Origin of the sequence: Spirulina subsalsa CS-330 (assembly GCF_028330765.1) — a bacterium.
GTDB lineage: Bacteria > Cyanobacteriota > Cyanobacteriia > Cyanobacteriales > Spirulinaceae > Spirulina > Spirulina subsalsa_A.
Genome location: NZ_JAQMTY010000158.1, coordinates 19202 through 38787 on the forward strand (window position 1 = coordinate 19202; position 19586 = coordinate 38787).

The 19586-nt window shown below is 55.7% G+C and carries 15 protein-coding genes and 1 pseudogene; 3 read left to right on the forward strand and 13 right to left on the reverse strand.

From position 1 onward, the window contains the following. Window positions 1-351: 351 nt before the first annotated feature. From PN477_RS10635 to PN477_RS10685, 11 genes are all read right to left on the reverse strand, one after another. Complete coding sequence (locus tag PN477_RS10635; protein ID WP_272120083.1) at window positions 352-600, reverse strand: hypothetical protein; 249 nt, start codon at window positions 598-600, stop codon at window positions 352-354. Window positions 601-612: 12 nt separating this feature from the next. Beyond that, a complete protein-coding gene (locus PN477_RS10640) occupies window positions 613-1338 on the reverse strand; it encodes a YkvA family protein (protein ID WP_272120084.1) in 726 nt (241 codons plus the stop codon). 18 nt (window positions 1339-1356) lie between these two features. Further along, window positions 1357-2310: a pentapeptide repeat-containing protein gene (locus tag PN477_RS10645; protein WP_272120085.1), complete on the reverse strand. Its 954-nt coding sequence runs from the start codon at window positions 2308-2310 to the stop codon at window positions 1357-1359. Window positions 2311-2647: 337 nt separating this feature from the next. Next, window positions 2648-2965 (reverse strand): 30S ribosomal protein S10, encoded by a 318-nt coding sequence (rpsJ, locus tag PN477_RS10650; protein WP_058882368.1) that lies wholly within the window; start codon window positions 2963-2965, stop codon window positions 2648-2650. A gap of 94 nt (window positions 2966-3059) precedes the next feature. Beyond that, complete coding sequence (gene tuf, locus PN477_RS10655) at window positions 3060-4289, reverse strand: elongation factor Tu (RefSeq protein WP_272120087.1); 1230 nt, start codon at window positions 4287-4289, stop codon at window positions 3060-3062. A 106-nt stretch (window positions 4290-4395) separates the two neighbouring features. Next, complete coding sequence (fusA, locus tag PN477_RS10660; RefSeq protein WP_272120089.1) at window positions 4396-6477, reverse strand: elongation factor G; 2082 nt, start codon at window positions 6475-6477, stop codon at window positions 4396-4398. A 146-nt stretch (window positions 6478-6623) separates the two neighbouring features. Then, window positions 6624-7094: a 30S ribosomal protein S7 gene (gene rpsG, locus PN477_RS10665; protein ID WP_072622118.1), complete on the reverse strand. Its 471-nt coding sequence runs from the start codon at window positions 7092-7094 to the stop codon at window positions 6624-6626. A gap of 87 nt (window positions 7095-7181) precedes the next feature. Beyond that, a complete protein-coding gene (gene rpsL, locus PN477_RS10670) occupies window positions 7182-7556 on the reverse strand; it encodes a 30S ribosomal protein S12 (protein ID WP_072622117.1) in 375 nt (124 codons plus the stop codon). Between the two features lie 107 nt (window positions 7557-7663). Beyond that, entirely contained in the window at window positions 7664-8011 is a 348-nt protein-coding gene (locus PN477_RS10675) for a HesB/IscA family protein (protein WP_272120092.1), read from the reverse strand. A 9-nt stretch (window positions 8012-8020) separates the two neighbouring features. After that, window positions 8021-8419: a phosphomannose isomerase type II C-terminal cupin domain gene (locus PN477_RS10680; protein WP_084669091.1), complete on the reverse strand. Its 399-nt coding sequence runs from the start codon at window positions 8417-8419 to the stop codon at window positions 8021-8023. A gap of 258 nt (window positions 8420-8677) precedes the next feature. Further along, window positions 8678-9883, reverse strand: a complete 1206-nt coding sequence (locus PN477_RS10685; RefSeq protein WP_272120094.1) for a phosphodiester glycosidase family protein — start codon at window positions 9881-9883, stop codon at window positions 8678-8680. A 264-nt stretch (window positions 9884-10147) separates the two neighbouring features. Here PN477_RS10685 and gltB point away from each other — a divergent pair, with 264 nt between their 5' ends. Both gltB and PN477_RS10695 read left to right on the forward strand, forming a co-directional pair. Next, window positions 10148-14851 carry a glutamate synthase large subunit gene (gltB, locus tag PN477_RS10690; RefSeq protein WP_272120095.1) on the forward strand — a complete coding sequence of 1568 codons (4704 nt, stop codon included), beginning with the start codon at window positions 10148-10150 and terminating at the stop codon, window positions 14849-14851. A gap of 276 nt (window positions 14852-15127) precedes the next feature. After that, window positions 15128-15940 (forward strand): annotated as a pseudogene (locus PN477_RS10695) (MGH1-like glycoside hydrolase domain-containing protein); the annotation flags it as partial. 231 nt (window positions 15941-16171) lie between these two features. Here the strand turns inward: PN477_RS10695 and PN477_RS10700 are convergent. Beyond that, window positions 16172-17413 carry a glycosyltransferase gene (locus tag PN477_RS10700; protein WP_272120099.1) on the reverse strand — a complete coding sequence of 414 codons (1242 nt, stop codon included), beginning with the start codon at window positions 17411-17413 and terminating at the stop codon, window positions 16172-16174. A gap of 4 nt (window positions 17414-17417) precedes the next feature. Then, entirely contained in the window at window positions 17418-17687 is a 270-nt protein-coding gene (locus tag PN477_RS10705) for a TIGR02450 family Trp-rich protein (RefSeq protein ID WP_272120100.1), read from the reverse strand. A gap of 158 nt (window positions 17688-17845) precedes the next feature. On the opposite strand from PN477_RS10705, the gene glpK reads away from it, so the two are divergent. After that, on the forward strand, window positions 17846-19342 hold the full coding sequence (glpK, locus tag PN477_RS10710) for a glycerol kinase GlpK (RefSeq protein WP_272120101.1): 1497 nt from the start codon (window positions 17846-17848) through the stop codon (window positions 19340-19342). Window positions 19343-19586 lie beyond the last annotated feature (244 nt).

A 19586-nucleotide genomic window follows, 5' to 3' on the forward strand; every position in this document is an offset into this window, starting at 1 on the left:
GTTAACTGACTTGATCGCCCTCACCCCCAACCCCTCTCCCAGAGTGCGAGGGGAGCCGTCCATTTTTCCAGTTCCCTCCCCTAGAGAGGGCTGGGGAGCCGATCCATTTTCCCAATTCCCTCTCCCGGAGGGCTACTGCTTATACATAACGTTCCAATGTTGGCCTCGTCTGCGTTTGATCCCCCTAAATCCCCCTTTTTAAGGGGGACTTTTTTGCGTTCCCCCCTTAAAAAGGGGGGCTAGGGGGGATCGAGAGAAGGTGAACATCGCTAAGAGCAGTTTGTGTATAAGCAGTAGCCCAGAGGGTGAGGGCTTTCCGGGATCTGGCTAATTTTGTCAGTCAACCAGGGCTTAGGCCCAGCTTAAAACGTTGAGGCCAATTAAGAGGATGAGGAGAAACACATTGAGGGCGATCGCGCTCCGTTGTTGGCTGATGTGTTTGCTGAAAATGGTTGAGCCTTTTTCCTTTAAATAGGTTTGAATGCCGGGGGGAAGGTTTTGGTAGCGATCGCGCTGGCGTTGGATTTGACGGCTCAAATTAACCACGCCAAACACCGAAATAATCAGTAAAATAGTGCGATAAATCAGGTAAGGGTGCATAGGAATTAGGGCTTAGAGATGTTTGAGGCTGTAGTTAACTGCGATGGTAATCAGGGCGGCGAAAATGCTGCCGGTGAGGGCGATGCGGACAATGTTGTTATATTTGCGAATTTCGATTTCGGCTTTTTGTTCCGCTTGGCGAACCAAATAGGTTTCCACTTCACCCGCTAAGGTGCTCACCACCACGACAATCAGCGCCACATCATCCACGAGGCCGCCAATGGGAATCACATCAGGAATTGCATCAATGGGAGAAATTAAATAGATGAGCGATGCGATCGCCAACGCTTTCGATTTCCACGCCGCTTGGGGGTCGCGCACCAACTGCACCAACACCTCCACCTTTGACCAAATTTCCTTTACCGGGCCGCGCTGCATTGACCCAATATTTTCGTTAATCCGCTCCACATCTTCCGGTTTGGCTTTGCGGATGTAGTCATGGAAAATGCGTTTAATTTTGGCGGTTTTGCCCTGTTCCAACTGTTGATCAATTTGATCCAATGGATCTTCTAAGGTGGTGTCTGATCCCTCTGCTTCTGCATTGCGCCAGGTTTGCCAGCGGGAGCGGAGGGCCTGCCAGGGTTTTGGCCGGGTCAGGGCAACGGATTGAGCCGGAGGGGATGGCTCTGGGGCGAGGCTGGCCGGGGCTTCCGATCGGGTGGGGTCGGCATTGGATCGGAAGCGTTGGGTGAGTTTGGCGGTGCGATCGCGCAGCGTTTGGCGTAAGGTTGCAAACATAAAATCCCCCAACACAATCTACTGATTTTCCAGTTCGCCCCGTCGCCGACAGCCTTGGTCAGACAAAGACGCATCGGGTAACGTCGCTCGACATAGGATCACGGTTCCCAGTTCCACCGCCGTCAGGTCGGCATTTTCGAGATCCGCTTCAAATAGGTTAGCATTTCGCAAATCCCCATAGCTCAGATCCGCCCGTCGCAAATCCCCATAGCGCAGATTAACATTGCGGAGATTCGCCTGGCGCAGGTTGGCCTGTTGCAAAATGGCGCTGCTCATCTGGGCATCCCGCAGAATCGCCCCGCCTAAATTGGCATTGCTGAGGTCAGCATTGAGCAACACCGCACGGGTCAGGTCAGCATAACTCAAGGTGGCGCGGGAGAGATCTGCATTGCTGAGGTTAGCCAGGCTAATGTTGGCTTGGTTGAGGCGGCTACGGGAGAGATCCGCATTGTTGAGGTTGCTTTGGCGGAGGTTGCTTTCGATCAAGGTGGCGCGGCTGAGGTTGGCGGCCTCAAGATTGGCCTCGCTGAGGTCGGCGGTGGTCAGGGTGCTGCCTTGGAGATTGGCATTGATCAAACTGGCATGGGTAAGGGTGGTGCGGACGAGGCTGGCATCGCTCAAGTCAGCCGCGTTGAGGCTGGCGCGGTAGAGGGTGGCGCGGTCGAGAACGGCAAATTCAAGGTCAGCACTGTCAAGGCGGGCTAGGGTAAGATTGGCCCCGCTGAGGTCGGCATAGCGCAGATCCGCCCCGCTGAGGTTGGCTTCGATCAGGTTGGAGCCGCTGAGTTTGGCGCGTTGGAGGTCAACGCCGCTGAGGTCAGCCTCCCTGAGGTCACAGTTGCGGCATTCGTTGGTTTCGAGCAGTTGCTGAAGGTGGGAGGGGTTGGCGGCATGGGCAACGGGGGCGATGCTGCTGATGCTTGCCCCGATCGCAAGGCCGGCGATCGCACCTCTCCACAGTTGATTAACCATCTCCCCTCTTTTCTCCATCAACGCTCTATCTTTATACGAGTGTAGCCCGATTCTAGAGAATTTCCCCTGGGTTCCGAGGGATGGGGGGCGATCGCCCCTGGGTATCTTCTGAACAGAAAAAAACAAGAGAGCAACTCTCTTGTTTTTGTCATCGTTAGGATTTGACCTGGTTGACTGACAACATTAGCCAGATCCCGGAAAGCCCTCACCCTAGCCCTCTCCCTCCGGGAGAGGGAACTGGAAAAATGGATCGGCTCCCCTCGCCCTCTGGGAGAGGGGTTGGGGGTGAGGGCGATCAAGTCAGTCAACCAGGGATTTGACGGTTTTAAATGAGCGCTTAAAGCTTCACTTCAATATCAACCCCAGCCGGTAGATCCAGCTTCATTAAGGCATCAATCGTCTTCGATGAGGGTTGATAGATATCAATAATGCGGCGATGGGTGCGGGTTTCAAAATGCTCACGGGAATCCTTATCCACGTGGGGCGATCGCAACAAACAATAGATCCGACGCTTGGTGGGCAAGGGAATCGGGCCAATCGCTGTGGCGTTGGTGCGATTCGCGGTATCCACGATCTTTTCGCAGGAGGTATCGAGGAGGCGGCGGTCAAAGGCTTTGAGGCGGATGCGGATTTTTTGCTGTTGGATAGTAGCCATGTTCAGTTTTCAAGGTTCAGGAAAAGAATAGAATCAGGGGGCAAAAAGAGCAGAAAAGCTGAACTTTTCTGCTCTTTTGCATTATCGTCCGAGATTACTCAAGGATCTTAGACACCACACCAGCGCCGATCGTCCGGCCCCCTTCGCGAATTGCGAAGCGCATCCCTTGTTCAACGGCAACGGCGTTAATCAAGGTCACGGTCATTTTGATGCGATCGCCCGGCATCACCATTTCAGCCTCACTGCCATCATCCGCAGTAAACGCATCAATGGTTCCGGTCACGTCGGTCGTCCGCACATAGAACTGAGGACGATAGCCAGAGAAAAAGGGCGTGTGACGGCCACCTTCTTCTTTCTTGAGCACATACACCTCACCTTCAAACTTGGTGTGGGGCGTAATGCTGCTGGGCTTCGCCAACACCATACCGCGCTCAATATCTTCTTTCTGGATACCCCGGAGCAGAATGCCCACGTTGTCCCCAGCCATCCCTTCATCCAAGGTTTTTTGGAACATTTCCACACCCGTCACCGTGGCGCTGCGGGTTTCGCGAATCCCGATAATTTCAATGGTTTCACCCACTTTCACCTTACCGCGTTCAATCCGACCCGTGGCAACCGTCCCACGACCGGTGATCGAGAAAACATCTTCAATCGCCATCAAGAAAGGCTTATCAATTTCCCGTTCCGGTGAAGGGATATAGCTATCCACTTCATCCATCAACGCCAAAATTTGATCCACCCACTCATCTTCACCCTTGTCGAGTTTGGCGTTTGCTGTCAACGCTTCCACGGCCTTCAGGGCAGACCCGGAAACGATGGGAATATTGTCACCGTCAAAGTCATAGAGGCTGAGCAGTTCGCGAACTTCGAGTTCAACCAACTCGAGCAATTCTTCGTCATCCACCATGTCCTTCTTATTCAAGAACACCACCAAGTTAGGAACCCCCACTTGCTTCGCTAGCAAAATATGCTCACGGGTTTGGGGCATCGGGCCATCGGCAGCGGACACCACCAACACAGCCCCGTCCATTTGAGCCGCCCCGGTGATCATGTTTTTTACATAGTCAGCGTGTCCAGGACAGTCCACGTGGGCGTAGTGACGATTGTCTGTCTCATATTCCACGTGAGCGGTATTGATCGTGATCCCCCGTGCTTTTTCTTCCGGTGCTGCGTCGATATCGGCGTAGTTTCGGGCTTTGGCTTTACCCGTTGCGGCTAGTGCCATCGTGATTGCAGCGGTTAATGTGGTTTTACCGTGGTCAACGTGGCCAATCGTGCCGATGTTAACGTGGTCTTTATTCCGTTCAAATTTTGCGCGTGCCATTGATTAATCGTTCCTTATCTCTAAGTTTGCGTTCCTGAGCTGATTTCACATTTTAGGGCCGATCGTGACCTCTTGTCTGGCCATCCTCGGCCCTAGCCTGTATCCATCATGAAATGGTTCCCCTGTTTTTAGCAATGATGGCTTCAGCCACATGGTTGGGAACCTCACTATAGTGGCTGAACTCCATCGAAAAGATGCCGCGTCCTTGGGTTTTGGAGCGAATATCTGTGGCATAGCCAAACATTTCCGCAAGGGGAACTTTGGCGAGAATTTTGGCAATGCCCGTGTCAGCATTCATCCCCTCAATCTGACCCCGACGAGCGTTGAGGTCACCCATCACATCCCCCAAAAAGTTTTCGGGGGCTTCCACTTCGACCTTCATCATCGGTTCAAGCAGGACGGGCTTGGCGTTGTTAACCGCTGTCCTCATCCCGATTGACCCGGCAATTTTGAAGGCCATTTCCGATGAATCCACGTCGTGATATGAACCATCTACAAGGGTGACTTTGACATCAATGAGGGGATACCCGGCCAAGATACCAGTTTCGCAGGATTCTTTGATTCCTTGCTCCACTGAGGCAATGTATTCACGGGGAATGGTTCCCCCGACAATTTTGGAGACAAATTCAAAGCCTTTGCCTTCTTCGGCGGGTTCGAGGTCGATCACGACGTGACCATACTGACCCTTGCCGCCGCTTTGCCGGATGAATTTGCCTTCTTGGCCACGGGCTGCTTGGCGAATGGTTTCCCGGTAAGCCACTTGGGGTTGACCGACATTCGCTTCCACCTTGTATTCCCGCAACATGCGGTCAACAAGAATTTCCAAGTGCAGCTCACCCATCCCTGCAATCACGGTTTGATTGGTTTCGGGATCAATTCTGACCCGAAAGGTGGGATCTTCATCGGAAAGGGCTTGCAATGCCTTGGAAAGCTTTTCCATGTCCTGCTTCGTCTGGGGTTCGACGGCGACGGAAATGACCGGTTCTGGGATGAAGAGGGATTCCAGAATGATGGGCTGGGCATCGTCACAGAGGGTGTCGCCGGTGATCGTGTCTTTGAGGCCGATCGCTGCCCCAAGATCACCGGCGCGGAGTTCTTCGACTTCGATGCGATCGTTGGATTTGAGGATGATCAGCCGGGAGACTCGTTCTTTTTTGTCTTTGGTGGAGTTGTAGACGTAACTGCCTTTGGCGAGGACTCCGGAGTAGATGCGCAGGAAGGTTAAGCGGCCGAAGGGGTCGGCGGCGACTTTAAAGGCCAGGGCTGCGAGGGGGGTGTTATCGTCAGCGGTGCGATCGCCCTCTGTGCCATCGGGAAGCAGCCCTTTAATCGCAGGGACTTCGGTGGGCGCAGGCAGATAGTCCACAACGGCATCGAGGAGCAGTTGAATGCCTTTATTTTTAAAGGCCGAGCCGCAGAGCATCGGGACAATTGCACCAGTGAGAGTGCCTTGGCGGAGGGCCTGTTGAATTTCGGCTTCGCTGAGGGTTTCGGTTTCGAGATATTTTTCGAGGAGAACCTCGTCAGTTTCGGCGACGGCTTCAAGGAGCTTGCTGCGGTACTCTTGGGCCAGGGTGGCTACTTCGGCGGGAATGTCTACATCTTCGATTTCGGTGCCGAGGTCGTTGGTGTAGAGTTTGGCCCGCATTTTGACCAGATCGACGATGCCACGAAAGTCGTTTTCGCTGCCGATGGGAATTTGAATCGGGATGGCTAGGGCGCGGAGGCGATCGCACACCTGCTCATAGACCTTGAAGAAATTCGCGCCCGTGCGATCCATCTTATTCACAAAGACGATCCGGGGCACATGGTAGCGATCCGCCTGTCGCCAAACGGTTTCCGATTGCGGCTGCACGCCTCCCACGGAACAAAAGACTGCAATCACCCCATCTAAAACCCGCATCGAGCGTTCCACCTCAATGGTGAAATCCACGTGGCCGGGGGTGTCGATAATATTGATGTGATGCTCTTTCCAGTCGGTGCTGATCGCCGCAGCGGTAATGGTAATCCCCCGCTCGCGTTCTTGCTCCATCCAGTCGGTGACGGCGTTGCCATCGTGAACTTCGCCGATCTTATGGACGATCCCAGAATAGAATAGAATGCGCTCGGTCGTGGTGGTTTTGCCCGCATCAATATGCGCGGCAATGCCAATATTACGAACTTTCTCTAGCGGGATAGCTCGTCCCACAATAGACCTCCTGAACGGTTACACCCAGTCAATGGGTGAATGTAACTGAGTACTAACTAAAAAGTAGCCTTAACGCCTGAACGGCGATCGCTACACCGCAATCCGGGAAAGAGGGCGTGAGAAGAATCTCTTTCCCAAACCTGGCGTTAGTAGCGATAGTGGGCAAAGGCTTTGTTGGCCTCCGCCATCCGGTGGGTTTCTTCGCGCTTGCGAATCGCGCCGCCGGTTTCATTGGCAGCATCCATGATTTCATTCGCCAGCTTGCTGGCCATGGTGCGACCGGAACGCGAGCGGGAGTAGGTGGCGAGCCAGCGGAGTGCGAGGGTGATGCCTCGGTTGGGGCGCACTTCCATCGGCACTTGATAGGTCGCACCACCAACCCGGCGTGCTTTCACTTCGACGAGGGGGGTGATATTGCGAATCGCTTGCTCGAACACTTCGAGGGGATCGCTGCCGGTGCGTTCGCTGATGATCGCGAAGGCATCGTAAATCAGCCGATAGGCTAGGGACTCTTTGCCGTGACGCATCAGCCGCCGGGCGGTCATGCTGACGAGACGGCTGTTATGGACGGAATCGGGGGGGACGGGACGTTTTTTAACGACTCTACGACGAGACATAGTGAATTCTGATAGTGCAGGTCTAAAGTATTGCAGGGATGAGCGGGTGGCGCGATCGCCCCATGGGGCAACAACACCGACCCGGAATTAGGCTTTGGGTCGCTTGGTTCCGTATTTGGAACGGCTTTGGCGACGGTCTTTAACCCCCGTTGCATCCAATGTACCGCGCACAATATGGTAGCGAACACCGGGGAGGTCTTTAACCCGTCCACCGCGAATGAGCACAACGGAGTGTTCTTGGAGATTGTGGCCAATACCGGGAATGTAAGCCGTGACTTCAAACCCAGAGGTGAGCCGCACCCGTGCGACTTTGCGCAGCGCCGAGTTCGGTTTCTTCGGCGTGGTGGTGTAAACCCGCGTGCAGACACCGCGCCGCTGTGGACATTCTTTCAGGGCGGGGGACTTGGTTTTCTTTTTCGCAACGGAGCGTTCCGTGCGGATCAGTTGCTGGATGGTTGGCATAGGTTACACGTTCTGCCTCGTGATGGTTCTTGATGTTGACGTGACAGTCTCCCATCATATCCAAATCCGCAAAACTGTGTCAAGCGACTGACGGGATTCCGGGGGCGTTAAATGCCAGATCCAAGGTCAGGGGCGATCGCAAAGGAATGCCCACAGCTACAGGTGCGCACCGCCTGGGGGTTATCAAAGCGAAACCCACCCCCCATCAAGTCTTCCGTATAGTCCAAACATAACCCCGACACCATCGCGACATTCTCCCCCGCTACCGTCATGGCAATGCCTTCACTGACACAGTAATAATCCCCTTGAACCGGCGTAGCCACCAACTCCAACCCATAGACAAAATCCGCACAGCCCCCCGATTGCACCGTGAGCCGTAGCGTACTATTCGCTTGGTTATGGGACATTTGCAGGCGGCGAACTTCCTGGGCAGCCGCTGCGGTCAAGGTAATCATCGGCGGGACTTAGCTCCGTTTGTAATCATCTTGGAAGCGAATAATATCATCTTCGCCGAGATATTCACCATTTTGCACCTCGATAATCACCAGATTAATCACCCCTGGGTTTTCGAGGCGGTGGGGCGTGCATTGGGGCACATAGGTCGATTGATTACTGCCCAAAATCGTCACCTGATCCCCACAGGTCACCTTGGCAGTCCCCGACACCACAATCCAATGCTCACTGCGGTGATGGTGCATTTGCAGGCTCAAGCGATGTCCCGGCTTCACTTCGATCCGCTTAATTTTGTAGCGAGAGCCTTCTTCGAGGACGGTAAATGTTCCCCATGGACGTTGGGGAGAATCATCCCGCGCCGCCGGTGCGGTGGATGGAACGGTCACGTTGGCATCTTGAAGCTGAACCATAACTGCCTCACGAAAAATTAAACTATTGGACGGTTAAAGGGATACGAATCGAGAGTCTTGTGAACAAGCCACATATTTCACTTCACCTTAGCAAATGACTTTTGGGATACTGGGATGATTTTTAAAATCCGGCCCAAACCCTAACAAGTCTTTACGAAACGGGGGGCTTTTTTTCACCCATTGCTCACATTCAGCGTCGCGATCGCACGAGGCCTCATCCGCCTAGGGTTAACCAGCTCCGCCGAGCCAGCAAGGCGGTTAGGGAAGATACACACCAATCCCATTGTGAACCCGTGCCGCACCGGCGGGGGGACGATCCACCAACTGCCCGCCAAGGTAGAGAGATGAGGAACTGCCACCGTCGAGGTTGAGGGCGGCGGTCATGCCCATACGTTGGGCCAGGGCGGCCAATTCGCGCAGGGACGGCCCCCGGCCCCGCTGGCGATTGTGAACCACGGCGAGCATCACCGTGCCCCGTGAGGTGGTTCCGATCAGGCTGCGGGAGGCGGATTGTTGGGCAAAGGCGGTGCTGAATTTTTCGGCTTCGGGGTTCAACACGACGCGCCCGCCTTCGATCAGGAGGGGCCCCGCTCCGACAATATGGGGGTAGTTGCCGAAATCGCTGGGGTTGGTGGTGCTGGCGAGGGTGACGGTGGTTCCTGGGGGGAGTTGATCGCGGGAGATACTGCCAGCCCGGATCACGAGGATGTAACCGTTTTGGGGGAGGGGAAAGGGGGTTTGACCGGCTGTGCCCCCGGCGTAATGTTCGGTGATTTGGTTGTTTTCAACGTAGATGATGATTTCGTTGTTGGTGATCGGGCGATAGCTTTGGCCCCAGTCGAGGGTGTAGCGGGCGATGCCGGCCTGGACGTAGCCGCTGTTGAGGTGGGAGATGAAGAAGCGTTGGCCGGTGTTGGTGGTGAGGGTTTCTTGGAGGGTGAGGCGACCGATTTTGATGGTGCCTTGGTCGTTCCAGCCGATCGCACCTCGATTTAAAATCGGCCCCGAAAACCAACGGCCATCCCGGCGCACGGCTCCGAGGGGTAGGCGGTTGTTACGGTTAAAAAATCCGGCATTAATCGCGGCAAAGGCTCCCCACTGACGGCCGATGTCCACGATCGAACTCGTGCCTTCCATGGTGTAGGGGTTGCTCCAGATCGGGCGGAGGGCAACGCGGGGGTTGTTGGCGGCGAATTCTAAGGAAAAGACGGGAAAGCGATCGCCCCCTAACACCACGTAGCGTTTTTCCCAGCGAATCCCCTGTTCCCAGCGGGTGTCTTCCGGTTGGAAGGTAGCGTGATCGACTTGGGCTAATTGCAGCGGGGGAGAGGAGGCGATCGCCTCAGCAGCAGCGGGTAGGGAACGAGTCCCCAAGCCGAGCAGCAGGAGGGCAACACTGCAACTGATTTGATACCCAATGCCTTTTATGGCATTAACCCGACGATGTTGTGTCTGTTGATCCATCTTGCCAAGGAACGAGTTGCCTATAATAATTGTCAAGCCATCGTTAAGAAACGATGTAATTGCGATCGCTATTGTGCTGACTGGAGACTTACCAGTCCATTCGCAGCCCCATTGTTTTCTGTTATCGATCGTCTTTGGGGTAGACCCCCATTCCATCTAAGTTAATTCGGAGCGGCTTAACCGTCTATCTGGACAGGGCCGGTGATTCAATTGGATTCCCCCCAGTCCCAGAACAATCATCATTATTTTTCACTGTAGTCACCCATGGATCACTCGATGCAGCCGAACTGTAATTTATCTCCCGTTTCTACCACAGATCCCCATCATCCCTATCCCGGTCAACCCTGGCTTGTCAGCGAGCGCGATGCCTGCGGGGTTGGATTTATTGCCAATACCCGCGATGCCGCTGAACATCGCCTGATTGAACAGTCTTTAATTGCGTTGGGGTGTCTTGAACATCGCGGGGGCTGTAGTGCTGACTATGATTCCGGCGACGGATCGGGGGTGATGACGGGGATTCCGTGGGAACTGTTCCAAGCCTGGTTTGAGGAGCACCACATCACCATGCCCGACCCGGAAAAACTCGGTGTGGGGATGCTCTTTTTGCCCTTAGATGATGTGGCGGCCAATAATCGCCGCGCCTTTGTCGAAGCGATCGCCACCTCCGAAGGCCTCACCGTCCTCGGTTGGCGCGTCGTCCCCACCCTCCCCGAAGTCCTCGGTCGCCAAGCCCGTGCCAACCTGCCCCGCATCGAGCAGATCATGGTCACCGGCAAAGACCTCAGCGGCGACGAACTCGATCGCCGCCTCTACGTCGCCCGCAGTCGTGTCGGCAAAGAACTCGCCGATGATTTCTATGTCTGCTCCTGGTCTTGCCGCACCATTGTCTACAAAGGCATGGTACGCGCCGAAGTCCTCGGCCAGTTCTACCAAGATTTGGTCAACCCCCTCTATAAAAGTAAATTCGCCGTTTACCATCGCCGCTTCAGCACCAACACGATGCCCAAATGGCTCCTGGCCCAACCGATGCGCATCCTCGGTCACAACGGCGAAATCAACACTCTCCTCGGCAACATCAACTGGATGAGCACCCGCGAAAGCAGCCTCGAATCCGCAGGCTGGCATCACGAAGACCTCGCCGGACTCACCCCGATCGTCAACCCCGCCAACAGTGATTCCTCCAACCTGGACAGTGTGATGGAATTACTCGTGCGCACGGGCCGCACCCCCTTTGAAGCGGCGATGATCCTCGTGCCCGAAGCCTATAAAAATCAACCGGAACTCGAAGCCTATCCCGAAATCACCGACTTTTATAACTACTACAGCAGCATCCAAGAACCCTGGGACGGCCCCGCGCTCTTGGTGTTCAGTGATGGTAAAACCGTCGGCGCAACCCTCGATCGCAACGGTCTGCGCCCCGCCCGTTACAGCATCACCAAAGATAGCTATATTGTTGTCGCCTCCGAGGCCGGGGTTGTCGATTTACCCGACGCGGATATCGTCGAAAAAGGTCGCCTTGGCCCCGGTCAGATGATCGCGGTGGATCTCGAAACCCACGAAATTCTCCACAACTGGGATATTAAACAGCGGATCGCCCACCTCCACCCCTACGGCCAATGGATGCAAAAGCACCGCACCGAAATCCCCCATACGGGCTTCGGCGCTGAATCCACGGTGGCAGGGCCGGATCTGCTCCAACACCAGACCGCTTTTGGGTATACCGCCGAGGATGTGGACATGGTGGTGATCTCCATGGCCCAACAGGGGAAAGAACCCACCTTTTGTATGGGGGATGATATTCCTTTGGCGGCCCTGTCGAGTAAGCCGCGCTTGCTCTATGACTATTTCAAACAACGCTTTGCCCAGGTGACCAACCCGCCGATTGATCCCCTGCGGGAAAGTTTGGTGATGTCCTTAAATATGTTTTTGGGGGAACGGGGGAATCTGCTCGAAACGGAGCCGAAAGATAATGTGGTGCTCAAAATCGAAAGCCCTGTGCTCAATGATGGGGAATTAAATGCGATTCGGGCGGCGGAATTGTCCGTGACGGAACTGTCAACGCTCTACACCATTACGGATGGCCCCGATGGTTTGAAAGGAGCCGTCCAGCAGCTTTGCCACGGGGCAGAAGCAGCGGTGCGCGAGGGTTGCGAGATTTTGATTTTGAGCGATCGCAGTTCTAGCGATCGCGCAGCCACCCATCGCAGTTCCACCCCTCTCACCCTTGGCCCCACTACCACCTACATCCCGCCCCTCCTGGCCGTGGGAGCCGTCCATCAACACCTGATCCACACCGGCCAGCGCTTGAAAGTCTCGCTGATCGTCGATACGGCCCAATGTTGGAGCACGCACCATTTCGCCTGCTTGGTGGGCTTTGGTGCGTCGGCGGCTTGTCCCTATCTCGCCTTGGAAACGGTGCGCAGTTGGTGGCATGACCCCAAAACCCAGACCATGATGGAAAAGGGTAAACTGGCAGCGATCGATCTAGAAACGGCCCAACAGAATTACCGCAAATCCTTAGAGGCTGGGATTCTCAAGATCCTCTCGAAAATGGGAATCTCGCTGTTGGCTTCCTATCATGGGGCGCAGATTTTCGAGGCAATCGGCTTAGGGGCGGAAGTGATTGATCTGGCCTTCACGGGGACGACCTCACGACTGGGGGGTATGAACCTAACGGACTTGGCCCAAGAAGCGATCGCTTTCCATAGCCGCGCCTTCCCGGAATTGCAGGGTAAAAAGCTGGAAAATTACGGGTTTGTCAACTTCAAGCCGGGCGGTGAATATCACATGAACTCGCCCCAAATGGCGAAAGCGTTGCATAGTGCCGTGCGGAGTTTTAACACCATGGCCGCTGAGGGCAACGGGGCCCAAGGGTTGATCAACCACAGCTACGACCACTACACCACCTACATGCAGCAACTCGAAGAGCGGCCCGTCACGGCCCTGCGCGACTTGCTGGACTTCCACAGCGATCGCCCCGCCCTTGGCATCGAGGCGGTGGAGTCGATTGAATCCATCGTCACCCGCTTCTGTACCGGGGCAATGTCCCTCGGTTCGCTGTCCCGCGAGGCCCATGAAACCCTCGCGATCGCCATGAACCGCATCGGCGGTAAATCCAACTCCGGGGAAGGGGGCGAAGACCCGCTGCGGTTCATCACCATTGATGATGTGGATGCAGCGGGGAACTCCGAGGCCTTCAGCCATTTAAAAGGGTTGAAAAAGGGCGATCGCGCCAACTCCGCGATTAAACAAATCGCGTCGGGTCGCTTCGGGGTCACGCCGGAATATTTGATGAGCGGCGATCAGTTGGAAATCAAAGTGGCCCAAGGGGCGAAACCTGGTGAAGGCGGTCAACTGCCCGGCCCGAAGGTGAGTGAATATATTGCCATGCTGCGGCGCTCGAAACCCGGCGTGCCCTTAATTTCACCGCCGCCCCACCATGACATCTACTCGATCGAAGACCTCGCCCAATTAATTTTCGACCTCCACCAAATCCACCCCACCGCCAAGGTATCCGTGAAATTGGTGGCAGAAATCGGCATCGGCACGATCGCCGCTGGGGTCGCCAAAGCTAACGCCGATGTGATCCAAATTTCCGGCCACGACGGCGGCACGGGCGCATCGCCCCTCAGTTCGATCAAGCACGCGGGTGCGCCGTGGGAATTGGGTCTCACGGAAGTGCATCGCTCGTTGATGGAAAATCAACTGCGCGATCGCGTCCTGTTGCGCGTCGATGGCGGCATTAAAACCGGGTTTGATGTGGTGGTGGCTGCGCTGATGGGGGCCGAAGAATACGGCTTCGGTTCCGTGGCGATGATCGCCGAAGGCTGCATCATGGCGCGGGTTTGCCACACGAACCAATGCCCCGTTGGGGTCGCCACCCAACAGGAACGCCTCCGCAAACGCTTCCCCGGCACACCGGACAATGTGGTGAATTTCTTCTACTTCATCGCCGCTGAAGTGCAGCAAATTCTCGCCCGCTTAGGTTATACGAGCCTGGAGGAATTGATCGGGCGATCGGATCTGCTGGTACAACGGACGGCGGCCACTTCCCCGAAAACCGCCGGGTTAACCATGGCCTGCCTCACCCTGCCGCCCGTGTCCCAAAATCGCGATTGGCTCAAGCATGATGATGTCCATAGCAATGGTGATGTGTTAGAGGATCAACTCTTGGCCGATCCAGCGGTACAGGATGCGATCGCCAATCATGGAACCGTGGAAAAATCCGTTGCGATCGTCAACACCGATCGCACCGTCGGCGCTCGCATCGCCGGGCAACTGGCGAAACGGTACGGCAATGATGGCTTCAAGGGTCAGATTAATCTCACCTTGACCGGATCGGCGGGCCAAAGTTTCGGCGCGTTCAACCTCCCCGGCATGACCCTACGGCTGATCGGTGAAGCCAACGACTATGTCGGCAAAGGCATGAACGGCGGCGAAATCGTAATCACGCCCCCCGCTGCGGCCACCTACGACCCCGCCCAAAACGCGATCATTGGCAATACCTGCCTCTACGGTGCAACGGGCGGCACGGTCTACGTCAACGGTCGCGCCGGGGAACGGTTCGCAGTGCGCAACTCCAAAGGCCAAGCCGTGATCGAAGGCGCGGGGGATCACTGTTGCGAATACATGACCGGTGGTGTCCTCGTCGTCTTGGGGTCTGTGGGTCGGAATGTGGGCGCGGGGATGACCGGCGGCTTGGGCTATTTCCTCGATGAAGCGGGCACGTTTGCCGCCAAAGTGAATCCGGAAATTGTCACCATCCAACGAGTCAGCACCGCCGCCGGCGCAGCCCAACTCAAGGCCATGATCACCGCCCACGCGGAACGGACGAACAGCCCGAAAGCGAAGCAGATCCTCGCCGATTGGGCCACCTATCTACCGCAATTCTGGCAAGTGGTTCCCCCGTCGGAAGCCGATAGCCCGGAAGCCTCGGCAACGGCAACGCCGGATCTGGCCTCGGTGTAAGGGTTTAAGCCCTCATCCTCTCGTGTCCTCTCGTGTCATGGCTCTGCCATGACGCGCTGCTGGGGCGGCTCTGCCGCACGTTAACGCTAGACAGGCGGCGGAGCCGCTCCATGGGCATGACCCGGCGGAGCTAGGCCACGAGGATTGTTGCGATCGCCCACCCCTGGGGGGCTATGGTGGAAAGAGAACACGATGCTGTCGTCTGTTCTCTTTCCTCTTGTTTTGAACGCTCATGAATCCTGAACTTGCCCGGCTTCGAGCCACTCAATCCGCTGCTATGACGTGTTGAACCTGCCCAATGGTGAATCGATGCGGTTGAAAGTGCGATCGCTCGTTGGCCTGATTCCCCTTTTTGCCGTCACCACCCTCGAACCCGAACTCCTCGATCAACTCCCCAACTTCAAAGCCCGCTTAGAATGGTTCATTCACCATCGCCCCACCCTGAAGCGCAACGTCGCCTGCATGGAAAGCAACGGCCAAGGGGCGCGGCGAATGTTGGCGCTCTGTTATGTGACCCGCGATCGCCTCGAACCCACCGACAAACTGCGCCGCATCCTCCACAAACTCCTCGACGAAACCGAATTCCTCAGCGACTACGGCATTCGCGCCCTCTCCCGCCATCACCACGCACACCCCTACCTTTTCAGCGTCGATGGCCAGGAGCACCGTGTCGATTACGAACCCGCCGAATCCAGCAGCGGCCTGTTCGGGGGGAATTCCAACTGGCGCGGCCCGGTGTGGATGCCCGTTAACTATCTCCTGATCGAGTCCCTGCAACAGTTCCACCACTACCTCGGCGATGAGTTCAAAGTCGAATGTCCCACCGGTTCGGGGCGCTGGCTCAATTTATGGGACGTGGCAACGGAACTATCCCAGCATCTGATCAAACTCTTCCGCAACGATGCCACCGGCCACCGCGCCATCTACGGCGGTACGAAAAAATTCCAAACCGATCCCCATTGGCATAACCTCATTCTCTTTTTTGAATATTTCCATGGTGATAATGGTGCCGGAATTGGGGCCAGTCATCAAACGGGGTGGACTGGCCTAATCGCCAAATTAATCCAACAAACCGGCGAATATAGCTAAAGCAAAATTCACCACGCTTCTCGATTCAATGGGCTACTGCTTATACATAACTTGCAAATACTGACCTAAGCTGCGATTGATCCCCCTAAATCCCCCTTAAAAAGGGGGACTTTGAGCGGCTCCCCCCTTTTTAAGGGGGACTTTGAGCGGCTCCCCCCTTTTTAAGGGGGGCTGGGGGGGATCACGAGAGTTTTGGAACTTGAAATCAATTTATGGGTAAGCAGTAGCAATTCAATGGGGTAGGCGCGGCGCGATGAATTGCAGAATTGTTGCGGCGCGTTGGGCCCAGGTGTGGGCTTGGACATCCTGCCAGGCTTGGGCGGCGATCGCGTCCCCAGCGACAGGATCAGCCAACAAATTCCGGATCGCATCGGCCATGGCATCGGGGTCATCGGGGGGAATCAGGCGGCCATTGTGGCGATCGCGCAACACCGTGGCAATATTGGGCAAATCTGAGGCAATAATGGGGCGTTGCGCTGCCATGTATTCAAAGAGTTTCAGGGGGGAGGTGGTGCTGGCCAGTTTCCACTGTTGGCTTGTGGGCAAGAGGAGGCAATCCGCCGCAAACAGATAGGGGGGGAGTTCCGCTTGGGTCTTGTAGCCGGTGAGATGGAGGTTGTGCAGACCAAGGGCATCGGCTTGCGATCGCACTCGATCCACCTCCTTCCGTTGGCCCCCCACGAGGATAAATTGACAATCCGGCAACTGGGTTGCAGCCTGCAAAATCGTCGGAATGCCTTTGTAAGCGTAGAGGTTGCCGGCGTAGAGGGCGATGGGTTGATCCGTTGCGAGGTTGAGAGCTTGGCGGGCGGTGGGTTTGGCTTGGGCGGGCTGAAATGGGGCAAGATCCACAGCACTGGGGGCGATGCAAATTTTATCGGGGTCGCAACCTTGCTGGATGTATTGCGATCGCAACTCCTCGGCCAGGGTGACGATGGTGATTAGGTTGGGATGCTGGAGCCATTCATGGGCGAGGATTTTCGGCGTGATCGGTTCGTGAAATTCGAGGACAACGGGCAACCCTGCCGCTAGCAAGGGCGCAACGAGATAGGGCGTGCGGGTATAGACCGCCGTGGGCTGTTGACGGCGACAATAGGCGATCGCCCAGCGGAGATATTTACGCGGTGAATAGGAACCTTCGGGGAACGGGAACGGCGTGCGCCAGGTGAGCGACGGAATCCGCGTCACGGTAAACGGCACTCGTACCCCATACCACTGGTTAAACCGGGCGGTGAACTCTCGCTCTAGGCCGAGGCGCGATCGCAAATTGCCGCTGACAATCAATTCAAACCGCTCCACCACGGGCGCAAAGGCCTGGGCCATCTTCACCGCTTGGATTTCGTTCGCCACGGGGGAGGGCATCGTGCCCGCTGATAAATAAAACAGGGATGCGATCGTCATTGCTCCGTCTTGACCAAACTCTTTACTATCTATTTCGCCCCACCACAGCCCCAATCCTGCCCGATTCCCCACCGGACTACGACTCGATCCAATCCGGGTCGGGGTCGTGGAAGGTGTGCAATTCGTTGAGGGGAGTCCAACCGGCGGCCCAACTGCGATCGTCCTTGAGTTGGCGGGCATTAATCCAAAACCGCACCGTAGGATCGCAGGAGGACACCAGTTCAGCAAAGACCCATTTTCCTTCGGTTTTGCGGTTCTGGACTTGGAAATGTCGCCAGCCAAAGGTTTTCTGTTTGGCCGTCCATTTGGAGCCTAAAAGATGAGGAAATTTTTGTTTTTTGGCCATACTGTCCGATCAGAAATCGCCTTGATTGTAAACAGAATCACTCTCGCTTTGGAAAATTTTTCCAACAAAATCACACCGCAATGACCCAGAGGGGGAGAGGATTTGATACATTCGGCACACAGCCCCTTGGGGGGTTAGCTGTGACTGGAACTAAGACTATGACACATGATTATGTCCTCGCGATTGATTTAGGGACGACGGGGAATCGGGCGATTTTGTTTAATCATGAGGGGGCGATCGCAGGCCAAACCTATAAAGAATTCACTCAACATTACCCCCAACCGGGCTGGTTAGAACATGATGCCGAAGAGATCTGGCGCGATACCCAAATTTTGATGAAGCGGGTTTTGGCGGAACAGGATGTTTCGGCCTCCCAGATCGCCGCGATTGGGCTGACGGTGCAGCGGGAAACCTGTTTGCTGTGGGATCAGACGACGGGAAAACCCCTGCATCGGGCGATCGTCTGGCAAGATCGCCGCACGACCTCCCATTGTCAACAATTAAAAGCATCGGGGCAAGCGAGTTTAATTGAAGAGCGCACGGGCCTCGTGGTGGATGCCTATTTTTCGGCCACGAAGCTGGCGTGGCTGCACCATTGGGTGCAGGACAATCGCCCCGATGTGAAGCCGGAAAATATTCTTGCGGGGACGATTGACAGTTGGATTTTGTGGAATTTGACCGGCCATAAAGTCCACGCGACGGATCACAGCAACGCGAGCCGCACGATGTTGATGAATTTGGCGCGGGGGGAATGGGATACGGATTTGCTGGCGCTGTTTGATGTTGCACCCCACTGGATGCCGACGATTCAGCCGAGTATGGGAGAGTTTGGGAACAGTGATCCGGCGTTGTTGGGGGCAGCGGTTCCCATCGCGGCGATTTTTGGGGATCAGCAGGCGGCGCTGTTTGCCCATGGGTGCAATACGCCGGGGTTGTTGAAATGCACCTATGGAACGGGGTGTTTTTTGGTGGCGCAGATGGGGACGGAGTTGGCGCGATCGCGCCATCAACTCCTGTCTACGGTGGCTTGGACAACAGCCGCGCAAACCAACTACGCCTTTGAAGGGGCGATGTTCACCGCTGGGGCCTGTATTCAATGGCTACGGGACGGGTTGAAACTGATCAAGTCCGCTAAGGAAACAGATGCGATCGTGCGGTCTGTGCCGAATACGGATGGGGTGTTTTTTGTGCCGGCCTTGAGTGGTTTGGGTGCGCCCCATTGGGATATGAATGCGCGGGCCTCGTTCCAAGGGATTACGGGCGGGGTACAGCAGGCCCACATGGTGCGGGCGGTGCTAGAGGCGATCGCCTACCAAGTGAAAGAAGTGGTCGATGCGATGAACAAAGACGCGAACGAACCCATTTCCCAACTAAAAGTAGACGGCGGCGCGTCCCAAAATGATTGGTTAATGCAGTTCCAAGCGGATGTCCTCGGTATCCCCGTCGAGCGACCGGTCATCCTCGATGCAACGGCTCAAGGGGCGGCCTTTGGGGCCGGTTTGGCGGTGGGGTTTTGGGATGATTACGACGAACTCCTCAGTAAACGGCAAGTGGATCGAGTGTTTGAACCGGGCGAGGGTCAAGCCGAAGCCCAGGCCAATTTTGCCCAATGGCAAAAGGCCGTGAGTCGGGCGAAAAACTGGATCGAAAACTAAAACAGATGGGGGCGCAACCTGATCCCAAGCTGTACCCCCATCGGCTCCGGTTGTCGCTGGATCGTGCTACTGGTGTTAATCTGTTGGCGCAAAAATCCTCCTATTGACACTCCCACCGTTAAATCAAAGATTATAACGGGGGATTCTTGCTTCATTGGGTTTGTCTAGTCTCAAGTCATCTCTGTCTTGAAACCCCGTCCAGATTCCCCTCCACAAGCGTCTGTTTAACGTCCACTGAATGTCC